Origin of the sequence: Bacteroides sp. 3_2_5 (assembly GCF_000159855.2) — a bacterium.
Taxonomy (GTDB): domain Bacteria; phylum Bacteroidota; class Bacteroidia; order Bacteroidales; family Bacteroidaceae; genus Bacteroides; species Bacteroides fragilis.
The window spans coordinates 1,237,294-1,250,310 of sequence record NZ_JH636044.1; the positions used below are offsets into that span (position 1 = coordinate 1,237,294).

10 protein-coding genes are annotated in these 13,017 nt (G+C 41.7%); 6 read left to right on the plus strand and 4 right to left on the minus strand.

Annotated elements, in window-relative coordinates; translation table 11 throughout:
• The first annotated feature begins 46 nt into the window (after window positions 1-46).
• Window positions 47-643, plus strand: a complete 597-nt coding sequence (locus BSHG_RS12955; RefSeq protein WP_005775732.1) for a MarC family protein — start codon at window positions 47-49, stop codon at window positions 641-643.
• Between the two features lie 37 nt (window positions 644-680).
• On the opposite strand, the gene BSHG_RS12950 is transcribed toward BSHG_RS12955, so the two are convergent.
• The gene (locus tag BSHG_RS12950; protein ID WP_008658807.1) at window positions 681-1,361 is read right to left on the minus strand and encodes a rhomboid family intramembrane serine protease; all 681 of its coding nucleotides are present in this window, start codon (window positions 1,359-1,361) and stop codon (window positions 681-683) included.
• A gap of 170 nt (window positions 1,362-1,531) precedes the next feature.
• Here BSHG_RS12950 and BSHG_RS12945 point away from each other — a divergent pair, with 170 nt between their 5' ends.
• From BSHG_RS12945 to BSHG_RS12935, 3 genes are read left to right on the plus strand one after another with little or no spacing between them, the layout of a single operon-like run.
• Window positions 1,532-3,472: a glycogen debranching enzyme N-terminal domain-containing protein gene (locus tag BSHG_RS12945; RefSeq protein WP_008658808.1), complete on the plus strand. Its 1,941-nt coding sequence runs from the start codon at window positions 1,532-1,534 to the stop codon at window positions 3,470-3,472.
• Between the two features lie 14 nt (window positions 3,473-3,486).
• Complete coding sequence (locus BSHG_RS12940) at window positions 3,487-4,761, plus strand: glycosyltransferase family 4 protein (RefSeq protein ID WP_008767983.1); 1,275 nt, start codon at window positions 3,487-3,489, stop codon at window positions 4,759-4,761.
• Window positions 4,762-4,773: 12 nt separating this feature from the next.
• Window positions 4,774-6,162, plus strand: a complete 1,389-nt coding sequence (locus BSHG_RS12935) for a glycoside hydrolase family 57 protein (protein WP_005795950.1) — start codon at window positions 4,774-4,776, stop codon at window positions 6,160-6,162.
• Window positions 6,163-6,548: 386 nt separating this feature from the next.
• Here BSHG_RS12935 and BSHG_RS12930 read toward each other — a convergent pair whose 3' ends face one another.
• Window positions 6,549-8,039, minus strand: coding sequence for a DUF4270 domain-containing protein (locus tag BSHG_RS12930; RefSeq protein WP_005785323.1), 1,491 nt, complete (start codon window positions 8,037-8,039; stop codon window positions 6,549-6,551).
• A gap of 23 nt (window positions 8,040-8,062) precedes the next feature.
• Complete coding sequence (locus BSHG_RS12925; protein WP_008767986.1) at window positions 8,063-8,887, minus strand: glycogen/starch synthase; 825 nt, start codon at window positions 8,885-8,887, stop codon at window positions 8,063-8,065.
• Between the two features lie 246 nt (window positions 8,888-9,133).
• Here BSHG_RS12925 and panC point away from each other — a divergent pair, with 246 nt between their 5' ends.
• Window positions 9,134-9,982, plus strand: coding sequence for a pantoate--beta-alanine ligase (gene panC, locus BSHG_RS12920; protein WP_005785326.1), 849 nt, complete (start codon window positions 9,134-9,136; stop codon window positions 9,980-9,982).
• Window positions 9,983-10,004: 22 nt separating this feature from the next.
• A complete protein-coding gene (gene panD / locus BSHG_RS12915) occupies window positions 10,005-10,358 on the plus strand; it encodes an aspartate 1-decarboxylase (protein ID WP_005785327.1) in 354 nt (117 codons plus the stop codon).
• Window positions 10,359-10,540: 182 nt separating this feature from the next.
• Here panD and BSHG_RS12910 read toward each other — a convergent pair whose 3' ends face one another.
• Entirely contained in the window at window positions 10,541-12,829 is a 2,289-nt protein-coding gene (locus tag BSHG_RS12910) for a bifunctional dihydroorotate dehydrogenase B NAD binding subunit/NADPH-dependent glutamate synthase (protein WP_008658817.1), read from the minus strand.
• Between the last annotated feature and the right edge of the window lie 188 nt (window positions 12,830-13,017).

The window sequence follows — 13,017 nt, forward strand, 5'->3', positions numbered from 1 at the left end:
GGAATGCATAAAAATGAAGTATATTTGCACAAAAAAGGAGGAAGTCATGTTTGCAAACTTTAATTTTCAACAGATGGTCAGTGCGTTTATCGTACTTTTTGCTGTGATTGATATCATTGGTTCTATTCCTATTATCATCAATCTGAAAGAGAAAGGGAAGGACGTAAATGCTACGAAAGCAACCGTTATTTCGTTTGCACTGATGATTGGCTTTTTCTATGCGGGTGACTTTATGTTGAAACTGTTTCATGTAGATATTGAATCTTTTGCTGTTGCAGGCGCATTTGTCATTTTCCTGATGTCACTGGAAATGATCTTAGATGTGGAAATTTTTAAGAATCAGGGGCCGATAAAAGAGGCAACGCTGGTGCCTTTAGTATTCCCGTTGTTGGCCGGTGCCGGTGCATTTACTACACTACTTTCATTACGGGCCGAGTATGCCAGTATCAATATTGTAATTGCTTTGATCCTGAATATGCTATGGGTTTATTTTGTCGTTAGTATGACAGGGCGTGTGGAGCGTTTTCTGGGGAAAGGTGGCATCTATATTATCCGTAAGTTTTTCGGTATCATTTTGTTGGCTATTTCTGTCAGGCTGTTTACTGCAAATATCACATTATTGATTGCCGCATTGCAGAAGTAACCGGCCATTTGTTACATTGTGATAATGTAAGATGAGTCTATTCTGCATCGATTTCGTGTTCTTCTTCTTCTTCATCCGTTTCGATATTATCTGTTTCATCTGTTGCTGAGACGGATTCCTCTTCTTCTTCATTTGCGAAAGGGTCCGGTTTTTGCGGGCCGTAACCCATAAAAGAAAAAGCACAGATGGTACCTATGATAGCTCCGCTTAAATGCCCTTCCCACGAAATGCCGGATGGTGTAAAATAGGGGAGCATATTCCATATAAGACCTCCATAGAGAAAGGTAACTAATAGAGATATGGCAATCAAGGGGATATATTTTCGTAACAGTCCGCTGAAGAAAAGAAAGAAAGCCAGTCCATAGATAATACCGCTGGCGCCGATATGCCAGGCAGGCTTGCCGATAAGGAATGTAATGGCTCCACATCCTATCCAGATTATAAGAAAAATAGAGGGAGCTATGCTTCTGTAAAAGTAAAAAAGACACCATGAAAGGAAGAATAGTGGTAAAGTGTTGGTCAATAAATGTTTGAAGCCGCTATGTATAAGAGGATGAGTGAAAATACCAAACATACCTTTTTTTGACAAAGGGTATACTCCTAAACTGGTAAAGTCCCAGTCCATACCTATCTCTAAAACCTTTATCATGTAGAGGATAAAAATTAGAAACAGCGGAAGTACCATTGTCAGCAGGATTTGTCGAATTTCTGGCCTCATATTAGCATATTTCTTTAAATTTTATACAATGCTACGAATATTTGCCCTGAAAATAAAAAATAAAGTCCCTTTTTATTTTGTTATTTACCTTTAATTCGTATTTTTGGGCATCATACTTATATTATATACTATGATAACCGAAATAATTAACCTTTAAATAATGCACAACTATGAGTTATTTACATTTTGACAAGACCCTGATGATAAATCTTGAGGAATCTTTACCAAGGGAGATTCTCCGGACGAACAAATCAGGAGCTTATCATTGTACAACGATTGTAGATTGTAACACACGCAAATATCATGGATTGCTGGTGATTCCCGTACCCAATCTGGACGATGAAAATCATGTGCTGCTATCTTCTTTGGATGAAACGGTAATTCAACACGGTGCTGAGTTTAACCTGGGATTGCATAAATATCAAGGAAATCACTTTAGCCCCAATGGACATAAGTATATCCGTGAGTTTGACTGTGAACATATTCCGGCAACAACTTACCGTGTGGGAGGAGTCATACTTCGCAAAGAGAAAATCTTTGTACATCATGAGAACCGGATTCTGATCCGTTATACCTTGGTCGATGCACACTCAGCTACCACTCTTCGTTTTCGTCCGTTCCTTGCTTTCCGTAGTGTACGCGAATATACCCACGAGAATTCGCAGGCGAGTCGTGACTACCAGTTAGTAGAAAACGGCATTAAGACTTGCATGTATCCGGGCTATCCGGAATTGTTCATGCAGTTGAATAAGAAAAACGAATTCCATTATGAACCGAATTGGTATAGAGGAATTGAATATCCGAAAGAACAGGAGAGAGGATATGATTTCAATGAAGACCTTTATGTTCCCGGATATTTTGAAGTTGATATAAAGAAAGGAGAAAGTATAATTTTCTCTGCCGGTATTTCTGAAATTTCTCCCCGCAGATTGAAACAAACTTTTGAGGCGGAAGTTGCCGACCGTACGCCACGTGATAGTTTCTATCATTGTTTAAAGAATTCCGCCCATCAATTCCATAACAAGCAGGAAGAGGACCATTATATTTTGGCCGGATATCCCTGGTTTAAATGTCGTGCCCGGGATATGTTTGTATCGCTGCCCGGATTGACGCTTGCTGTAGATGAGATAGGTGAATTTGAAGACGTGATGGAAACTGCCCGCAAAGCGATCAATAACTACATTAAAGGTGAACCGAGAGGCTGTAAAATCTACGAGATGGATGATCCTGACGTATTATTATGGGCCGTATGGGCTCTGCAACAATATGCAAAGGAAACAAGTCGTGAACAATGTCGTGCCAAATATGGTTCTTTGTTAGAAGAAATCATCGATTTTATTCGTCAGCGCAAACATGATAATCTGTTCTTGCACGAAAACGGGTTGTTGTATGCCAATGGTGCAGATAGGGCGATCACATGGATGAATTCCACGGTTAACGGACGTCCGGTTATTCCGCGTACAGGTTATATCGTAGAGATAAATGCTTTGTGGTACAATGCCTTGCGTTTTATTGCCGACTTAGTTCGTGAAGGCGGTAATGGATTGCTGGCAGATTCACTGGATGCACAGGCTGAGGTAACTGGAAAGTCTTTTGTGGAAGTCTTTCGTAATGAATATGGTTATCTGTTGGATTATGTAGACGGAAATATGATGGATTGGAGTGTACGCCCCAACATGATATTTACGGTTGCCTTCGATTATTCTCCTCTTGACCGGGTGCAAAAGAAACAAGTACTCGATATTGTGACGAAGGAATTACTTACTCCGAAGGGACTCCGAACATTGAGTCCGAAGAGCGGCGGATATAATCCGAATTATGTAGGTCCTCAAATCCAGAGAGACTATGCTTATCATCAGGGTACGGCTTGGCCATGGCTGATGGGATTCTACATGGAGGCGTATCTGCGAATCTATAAGATGAGTGGAATTTCGTTTGTAGAGCGTCAGTTGATTGGACTTGAAGACGAGATGACCAGCCACTGTGTTGGTTCGTTGCCGGAATTGTTCGACGGAAATCCACCTTTTAAAGGGCGTGGAGCAGTATCGTTTGCAATGAATGTGGCGGAGATTTTACGTATCTTGAAGCTGTTGTCTAAATATAATTTATAGGAGGAGGGACGAAGATGAAAGTTTTAATGTTTGGATGGGAGTTCCCCCCGCATATCTTAGGAGGTTTAGGAACTGCCAGCTATGGTTTGACAAAAGGTATGTCTCAACAAGAGGATATGGAGATTACATTTTGTATTCCCAAGCCTTGGGGTGACGAAGACCAGAGTTTTCTGAGAATAATCGGTATGAACAGTACACCGATTGTGTGGAGGGATGTAGATTGGGAATATGTCAAAGGGCGTGTAGGCTCTTACATGGATCCTCAATTATATTTTGACTTGCGCGATCATATTTATGCTGATTTCAATTATCTGAATGCAAATGATCTGGGATGCATTGAATTTTCAGGGCGTTATCCGGATAACTTACATGAGGAAATCAATAACTACTCAATTGTTGCAGGAGTTATAGCACGGCAACAGGAGTTTGAAATTATACACTCACATGACTGGTTGACTTATCCGGCCGGTATTCATGCAAAACAGGTATCGGGCAAACCATTGGTGATTCACGTACATGCTACTGACTTTGACCGTAGTCGTGGTAATGTGAACCCCACAGTTTATGCCATTGAGAAAAATGGTATGGATCATGCCGATCATATTATGTGTGTGAGTGAATTAACTCGTCAAACAGTAATCCATAAATATTTCCAGGATCCGAAGAAAGTATCAACTGTGCACAATGCAGTTTCTCCTCTTTCGCAAGAGATACAGGATATTGTACCTAATAAGAACCCGAAAGAAAAGGTAGTTACCTTCTTGGGACGTATTACAATGCAAAAAGGTCCTGAGTATTTTGTAGAGGCAGCTGCGATGGTATTGCAGCGTACGCGGAATGTACGTTTTGTGATGGCCGGTAGTGGTGATATGATGGATCAGATGATCCGTCTGGCAGCTGAAAGAGGCATTGCCGATCGTTTCCATTTTCCGGGATTCATGAAAGGGAAACAAGTATATGAAGTCTTGAAGGCCAGTGATGTATACATTATGCCTTCGGTATCCGAACCTTTTGGTATTTCTCCGTTGGAGGCTATGCAGTGTAGCGTACCAAGCATTATTTCCAAACAATCCGGTTGTGCCGAGATCTTGGAAAAATGTATCAAGACCGATTACTGGGATATCCACGCTATGGCAGATGCTATTTATTCTATCTGTACCTATCCGGCTATGTACGAGTATCTCCGTGATGAAGGTAAGAAAGAGGTGGACGAAATAAAGTGGGAGAACGTAGGCTACAAGGTTCGCGGCATCTACGACGAGGTTATAAAAAATTATGGAAAACAATAAAACAATATAGATATGAGAACAATCTGTCTTTATTTTGAGATACATCAAATTATTCATCTGAAACGTTACCGTTTCTTCGACATTGGTGCCGACCATTATTACTATGATGATTATGCCAATGAGACAGGTATTAATGAGGTTGCCGAACGTTCTTATATTCCGGCTCTCAATACATTGATTGAAATGGTGAAGAATTCCGGAGGAGCATTTAAAGTAGCCCTTTCTATTTCGGGAGTAGCATTGGAACAGCTCGAAATTCATGCACCTGCCGTAATTGACCTGTTACATATATTAAACGATACGGGTTGCTGTGAATTCCTGGCAGAGCCATACTCTCATGGCTTATCATCATTGGCCAATGAGGACTGTTTCCGTGAAGAGGTAATGCGTCAGAGCGAAAAGATGAAACAGATGTTTGGTAAAGCTCCGAAAGTGTTCCGTAACTCCAGTTTGATTTATTCGGATGAAATAGGTGCTACGGTGGCTAGCATGGGTTTCAAGGGCATGCTGACCGAAGGTGCTAAACACGTTTTGGGTTGGAAGAGTCCGCATTACGTGTATCATTGCAATCAGGCTCCCAGTCTGAAATTGTTATTAAGAGACTTCAAGTTATCGGATGATATCAGTTTGCGTTTCTCTAACTCTGATTGGAGTGAGTATCCTTTATTTGCCGATAAGTTTATCGGTTGGATTGATGCTTTACCACAAGAAGAACAAGTGATCAATATCTTTATGGAACTGAAAGCATTGGGTATGGCGCAGCCATTATCGTCCAATATTTTGGAGTTCCTGAAAGCACTTCCTTATTGTGCAAAAGAAAAGGGCATTACTTTCTCTACCCCATCGGAGATTATTTCGAAATTGAAATCTGTTTCCCAATTGGATGTACCATATCCAATGTCGTGGGTAGACGAAGAAAGAGATACGAGCAGCTGGCTGGGTAATGTTTTGCAGCGTGAAGCTTTCAGCAAATTATACAGTGTGGCTGAACGTGTACACCTTTGCGATGATCGTCGTATCAAGCAGGATTGGGATTATCTGCAAGCCAGCAATAACTTCCGTTTTATGACGACCAAGAATACCGGTGTGTGGCTGAATCGTGGTATTTATGATTCTCCTTATGATGCCTTTACTAACTATATGAATATCTTGGGGGATTTCATTAAACGTGTAAATTCTCTCTATCCTGAGGATATCGATAATGAAGAGTTGAATTCATTGTTGACAACTATCAAGAACCAGGGAGAAGAGATCGCCGAATTACATAAGGAGGTTGATAAGCTGCAGGCAAAAGCGGAAAAGGCTGCAAAAACAGTAAAGGCCGAACCCAAAGCTGCACCTAAAAAGGCCGCTGCGAAGAAACCTGCTGCAAAGAAAGCAACGGCAAAAAAAGAAGATTAATATGATTCAAGAACATGCTTTAGCGTAAACTAAAGCGGTGGAAAGGGGCTGTCCAAAAAAGTTGGATAGCCCCTTATTGTTATTTACAGTTTAAAAGTAAAAGGCATAAAATGACCCTTATCTCTTGATAAGAAGGGTAATAGTCCAAATTTTTTAAATGATATTTCTTTGTAGATTTACAAGCAGTGAGTTGAAAAGGTAAGGAGCTGACTTTGGAAGATAACCTCTTTCTATTTTATGGAGAAAGAGGCGTCTCTGCTTTAGTTCGCCACATCTTGTTATTTTTTACATAAAACATAAGGAGAATGAGACCATAAAAATTAAGGCGATGTAAATGATTCTTTATTTACATCGCCTTAATTGTATTATATACTGAGAATATTTTGTTACTGCTTACCGTTGAAGTTGGTATAAGTTACTTCTAACTTCAGTTTCGTACCGTCCGGACCACCTTCCAGTTTTACGTATCCCGGTTGTAGATCGTGCTGGATGCTGATCATATTCTTATTGGAAGAGCTATCATACTGTACCAGTACCGGGATAAGTACCACTTTATTCCAATCCGGATTTGCTGCTTCCCAAGCTGCTTCGTTCCAACTGTCTCCTGCTTTTTTCTTGGCTTCCTGCTTTTCGTTGACGCATGCATTAATCAAGCGAGTCAAGTTGGTAAACACATACTGATTGGTTGTAGGTTTATTGGAAATAATAGCATTGTGTACGGCCAGATAAGAAGTGATGTTATCTGTAAGTTTGTTCTCTTCGAAGAAACTTTGCCGTTCTTTCTCACGTAAAAGTAACACATATGTAGGTGCTTTCATACTAAATTTCCCATTGTCCGGTTGGTTGTAGCTATTGAAAGTCAATTTCACTGCATTAATGGTGTCATGGCTTAATTCTTCATAAATCTTATTGATCGGCAATGTAGCTTGTGTGAAGATACCGGCCGGAGACTTCAAATAAGTACAGTCTGTCTTTTTAGCGATTTCGTTTAGCTTTTCAGAATTAACAAACTTATTGGCTTGAATTACTTCCTTGGTTGTAGCGAAAGTACGGGTTGTGTAGTATAAAGAGTCAGCACCATTTTTTTTCTTCAGATTATTTCCCAAGCTGTCTTTTTCGTGGCATCGGATTACAACATTCAGGTTGATCTGGTCAACATAAAGAATCGTTCCGTTACCATAGTCATTCTTGGCATAAATACCTTTGAATACGTTATTAATAAATGCTTCCGAAGTTTTAAAATATTCAGGGTGATCTCTGTTCAAACGATAGATACGTTTACCTAGTTTCGTGATCTCTTCAGAAGTTAGACGGACATTAGGATAAAAGTCATCTGAGTTTCTGATGGAATCGCTGAGTGATTGGTCAACAGCTGTGTAGGCTTTTCGTGCGAGTAAGTTGTTTGGATTGTAATACTTCAATGGATCGATGTCTGTATAATAGTTCTGGGTCAAGTTTTCGTCCAGTTCATAAACAGTCATTCGGCATGGATTGATAGAGTCTCCAAAATAACTTTTATAGTATAAGATCAATTCAGCGGTGTGAATAGAGTCTCCTGCCATTACCCCTTTGGGATTAGTTTCCGGATCGTAGACCGAAGGAAAAGAAATTCCATCCGGACTATTCAACTGTGCGAGGAAACTGGCTTCGTATTCTCCGAATTCTTTATCAGTGAATTTTCCCACATAACCTACGCTGGTTTTGGCAAAAACAGGACCTGATAGGTCGGAATTCGTAGTTAACTCGTAAGTCGTATATCTTCCATTGATATTTTGGTCGCTATCCGGAAGCATATCCCATCCGATAGTACCTGTATTATCATCGCATCCGAAGAAAGTCAAGGCAAGCAGTGCTACCCATACATATTTTGCTTTCATGATCGTCGTATCTAGGTTCTTATTTATTTTTGTTCAGCTTCCCATACTTGATCGTAGAAACTGTTGCAAGCATCTGCAAGAGCATCGGGAGCTTGATAGTCAAGAACCAATTTGCCCGATTGACGCGCGTAGTTCATGACATCTTCATTTACATGTTCACTATTCTGTACTATTCCGTCCGAGTAATCGACAGCTAATTTGCAAAGTGTAGCATAATCTACCGGATCTTTCAGGGTAGCTACATCTTTTTTATTAATACCCTTTAGCATCAGTTTGCTTGCAAAGTCATTGTTGAATGTACCTTTGAAATCATCTTCGTATACGGAGAATACTACTTTTGCATCGCGGAACGAAGGTTCGTCTTTATACGCTTTCTTTATATACAAAGGGGCTAATGCCGTCATCCAGCCATGACAGTGAATAACGTCCGGACACCAACGCAATTTCTTTACCGTTTCCAGCACTCCTCTGGCATAGAAGATAGCCCGGCTATCATTATCATCGTATTCAACCCCGTTTTCATCAGCTGTCTGCAGCCGGTTCTGAAAATAATCATCGTTATCGATGAAATAAACCTGCATACGTGCTGACTGGATAGAAGCTACTTTGATAATAAGTGGATGGTCGGTGTCGTCGATGATCAGGTTCATGCCGGAAAGACGTATCACTTCGTGCAATTGATTTCTGCGTTCGTTGATATTCCCCCATTTGGGCATAAATGTTCTGATTTCTCTGCCTTTTTCCTGGATAGCTTGTGGTAGGTGTCTGCCTATATTGGCCATCTCGGATTCTGAAACGTAAGGAGTAATCTCTTGTGTAATAAATAAAACCTTGTTAGCCTTTGTCATAATAACAATCGTTCTCGTAAATATTCTGCAAAGATATAAAAAAAAACGGGCATTAAAGCAAGTTCTCTGGCGGTATAATTCCTTATGAATTGTTAAGTGCTTGTTTTTCAGTGATAAATCGTCCTGTTGCTTAGGACTCTCCTTCGTCTTCTTTTGCATTAATTTACGATATTTCTTCTTTATATGGTAAATTATGGTTTATTTTGCACCGTTTTTCAAACAACTAAGAATCATAAACCAATTAAAATGAAAGTAATACATACGATCAAGGACTTGCAGGCTGAACTTTCGGTTTTGAAAGCCCAGGGTAAAAAGGTGGGGTTGGTGCCTACTATGGGTGCTTTGCATGCAGGGCACGCATCTCTTGTAAAGCGTAGTGTAAACGAGAATGAAGTAACGGTGGTAAGTGTTTTTGTGAACCCTACCCAGTTTAATGATAAAAATGATCTTGTTAAGTATCCTCGCACACTGGATGCCGATTGTAAATTGCTCGAGGCTTGTGGAGCGACTTATGCTTTTGCTCCTTCGGTGGAAGAGATGTATCCGGAACCGGATACCCGCCAATTCAGTTATGCTCCTTTGGATACTGTAATGGAGGGGGCTTTCCGTCCGGGACACTTTAATGGAGTATGCCAGATAGTAAGTAAACTGTTCGAAGCGGTGAAACCACATCGTGCATACTTTGGTGAGAAAGATTTTCAGCAATTGGCTATCATCCGTGAGATGGTTCGTCAGATGCAGTTTGATCTTGAAATAGTAGGTTGTCCTATTGTTCGTGAAGAAGATGGTTTGGCTCTGAGCAGCCGGAATGCGCGTCTGTCGGCAGAAGAACGTGAAAATGCATTAAAAATATCTCAGACCTTATTTAAAAGTCGTACCTTTGCAGCCACTCACACAGTGAGTGAAACGCTGAAGTTTGTGGAAGATGCTATTGCTGCTGTTCCGGGATTGCGTCTGGAGTATTTTGAGATAGTAGACGGAAACACTTTGCAGAAGGTTGATAATTGGAACCAAACATCGTATGTAGTGGGCTGTATAACAGTGTTCTGCGGTGATGTCAGACTGATTGATAATATTAAATACAAAGAATCTTAAACTTAAAAAAGACGAACCCCTTATGATGATTGAAGTGTTGAAGTCAAAAATTCATTGTGCCCGTGTCACGGAAGCCAATCTGAATTATATGGGTAGTATTACGATTGATGAGAATCTATTGGATGCAGCTAATATGATTGCCGGTGAGAAGGTGTACATTGCCGACAATAATAACGGCGAGCGTTTTGAGACCTACATTATCAAAGGTGAACGCGGATCAGGTAAAATCTGCTTGAATGGTGCTGCGGCCCGTAAAGTACAACCGGATGATATTGTGATCATTATGTCGTATGCGTTGATGGATTTTGAGGAAGCTAAGTCGTTTAAGCCGACTGTTATTTTTCCGGATCCGGCTACAAATAGTGTAGTGAAGTAAGAAATCGTTCAATTGTGGAATATGAAAATCCCTGCTAATTATCCAATTTAGCAGGGATTTTTTATTAGGATCGATTATTGCGAGTATCCGGTCCGGAGAATAAATTGTTAGGAGGGTGTCCATAACTCACCACATACTCTGTGGTGAATACGAGTTTTGAACATCCCCCCGACTTTATACTTCTACTTGGTACTCAATTGTTCGTTCATTGCTGCTGCGGCACGGCGTCCGTCTCCCATGGCAAGGATGACAGTAGCTCCTCCGCGTACAATATCTCCTCCCGCATAAATAGTGGGAATAGACGATTGCATCTGATCGTTAACAGTGATTGTTCCTTTACGGCCCAATTCCAGACCTTTGATAGAACTGGGGACGATAGGATTGGGAGATACCCCGACACTGACAATGGCGAGATCGATATCAACGGTTTCTGTTGCTCCTGGGATGGGGACGGGGCTACGCCGTCCGGAGGCATCCGGTTCACCCAATTCCATCTTTTGCAAGATTACTTGTTTGACACGTCCTTGCTCGTCTGCCAGATATTCGATTGGGTTGTGTAAGGTCAGGAACTCTATACCTTCTTCTTTGGCATGTTTCACTTCTTCCAGACGTGCTGGCATTTCTTCTTCTGAACGGCGATAGATGATCATAGCCCGTTCGGCTCCAAGACGTTTGGCTGTACGGACAGAGTCCATGGCAGTGTTACCGCCACCAATTACAGCTACGTTCTTTCCGAAGGCTACCGGAGTATCGGAATCGGGACTGGCTGCATCCATCAGATTTACACGAGTCAGATATTCGTTGGAAGACATGATGTTGATCGAGTTCTCACCCGGGATGTTCATAAAGTTGGGAAGTCCGGCTCCTGAGGCTACAAAAATTCCCTTAAAACCTTCTTCTTCCAACTGTTCTACGCTGATCGTTTTCCCTACAATGCAGTCTTTGATGAATGTAACTCCCATTTTGGCAAGATTCTCAATCTCGACGTCTACTATTTTGTTGGGTAGACGGAATTCGGGAATACCATATTTCAGTACACCGCCAATTTCATGTAGCGCCTCGAATACCGTTACATCATATCCGTATTTGGCCATATCCCCTGCAAAGGATAGTCCGGCAGGACCGGAACCGATAACAGCCACTTTGATACCGTTTTTCTCGCCTACTTCAGGTACGGAGATTTGTCCGCTTTCTCGTTCGTAGTCGGCAGCAAATCTTTCCAGGTGACCAATGGCTACGGCTTCTTTGCCCATTTTCAGATGGATACATTTTGATTCGCATTGTTTTTCCTGCGGACATACACGACCGCATACGGCAGGCAGGGCACTGGTCTCTTTCAGTGTTTTGGCTGCTTCAAGGAATTCTCCACGTTCTATGTTCTTGATGAAACGGGGAATGTCGATGCCTACCGGGCAACCTGTCATACAGCCTGGGTTGGCACAATCCAGACAGCGCTGTGCCTCCGTAACTGCCTGCTCTTTAGTCAGCCCTTGATTGACTTCTTCTTTACGGCTGTGTGACCGGTACTCCGGATCGAGTTCGTTCATTTGGCAGCGTTCAATGTTCGCACGGTCTTTAGCTTTGATAGCTTTACGGAGTGCTTCGCGCCAAGGGGCTGTACGTCCGTTTTCATCTATGACTTTGGTTGCTTCACATTCATCGAGTTTATGCAACTCTTCACGTTCGATGGTTTTGAAAGCTCCCATGCGCTTCAACATTTCATCGAAGTCCACTTGGTGACCGTCAAATTCCGGACCGTCGACACATACGAATTTGGTCTTTCCTCCGATAGTAATACGGCAGGCGCCGCACATTCCGGTGCCATCCACCATAATTGTATTTAATGATACTTCTGTCGGAATTTCATATTTCTTCGTCAGCAAACAAACAAATTTCATCATGATAGCCGGTCCGATAGCAAAACATTTGTTCACTTTCTCCCGTTTGATTACTTCTTCTACTCCTTCGGTAACCAAGCCTTTGCGACCGTATGATCCGTCATCGGTCATTATAATCACTTCGTCCGAACTTTCACGCATTTCTTTTTCAAGAATGATCAGTTCTTTGCTACGTCCTGCCAGTACGGTGATCACACGGTTTCCGGCTGCCTTCAGGGCCTGTACGATGGGTAGCATCGGAGCTACACCTACGCCACCTCCGGCACATACTACTGTTCCGAAGTTTTCAATGTGGGTAGCTTGTCCCAATGGACCTACTACGTCGGTGATATAGTCTCCTTCGTTTAGTTCGCAAAGGCGGGTAGAAGAGAGCCCTACTTCCTGAACAACCAGGGTGATCGTTCCTGCCTTCGGGTCGGCGGCTGCAATGGTCAGTGGCATCCGTTCTCCCTTTTCACCGACACGCACAATCACGAAATGACCTGCTTTGCGTGATTTTGCTATCAACGGAGCTTCAATGACAAGTTTGAATACTTTCTCCGAAAAGTGTTCTTTGCTAATGATTTTGTTCATTATCTAATTAATTTGTTGGATTTATTACGTAATTGCTATCAGAATGTTCTTAGTGTGCAAAGATACTGCTAATTTGTAAAAAACAAAAGAAAAGCCATCCTTTTGAGGGGATGGCTTTATTATCAGTGTAAATCAGTTTGTTTTGTTCTGATTTTATATCCGGCTATAGCCCTAATCGACAGAGAAGA

Bases quoted from the DNA above. Each gene is read 5' to 3' on its own strand.
- BSHG_RS12955 (WP_005775732.1), top strand. From the start codon at position 47: ATGTTTGCAAACTTTAATTTTCAACAGATGGTCAGTGCGTTTATCGTA.
- BSHG_RS12950 (WP_008658807.1), bottom strand. From the start codon at position 1,361: ATGAGGCCAGAAATTCGACAAATCCTGCTGACAATGGTACTTCCGCTG.
- BSHG_RS12945 (WP_008658808.1), top strand. From the start codon at position 1,532: ATGAGTTATTTACATTTTGACAAGACCCTGATGATAAATCTTGAGGAA.
- BSHG_RS12940 (WP_008767983.1), top strand. From the start codon at position 3,487: ATGAAAGTTTTAATGTTTGGATGGGAGTTCCCCCCGCATATCTTAGGA.
- BSHG_RS12935 (WP_005795950.1), top strand. From the start codon at position 4,774: ATGAGAACAATCTGTCTTTATTTTGAGATACATCAAATTATTCATCTG.
- BSHG_RS12930 (WP_005785323.1), bottom strand. From the start codon at position 8,039: ATGAAAGCAAAATATGTATGGGTAGCACTGCTTGCCTTGACTTTCTTC.
- BSHG_RS12925 (WP_008767986.1), bottom strand. From the start codon at position 8,887: ATGACAAAGGCTAACAAGGTTTTATTTATTACACAAGAGATTACTCCT.
- panC (WP_005785326.1), top strand. From the start codon at position 9,134: ATGAAAGTAATACATACGATCAAGGACTTGCAGGCTGAACTTTCGGTT.
- panD (WP_005785327.1), top strand. From the start codon at position 10,005: ATGATGATTGAAGTGTTGAAGTCAAAAATTCATTGTGCCCGTGTCACG.
- BSHG_RS12910 (WP_008658817.1), bottom strand. From the start codon at position 12,829: ATGAACAAAATCATTAGCAAAGAACACTTTTCGGAGAAAGTATTCAAA.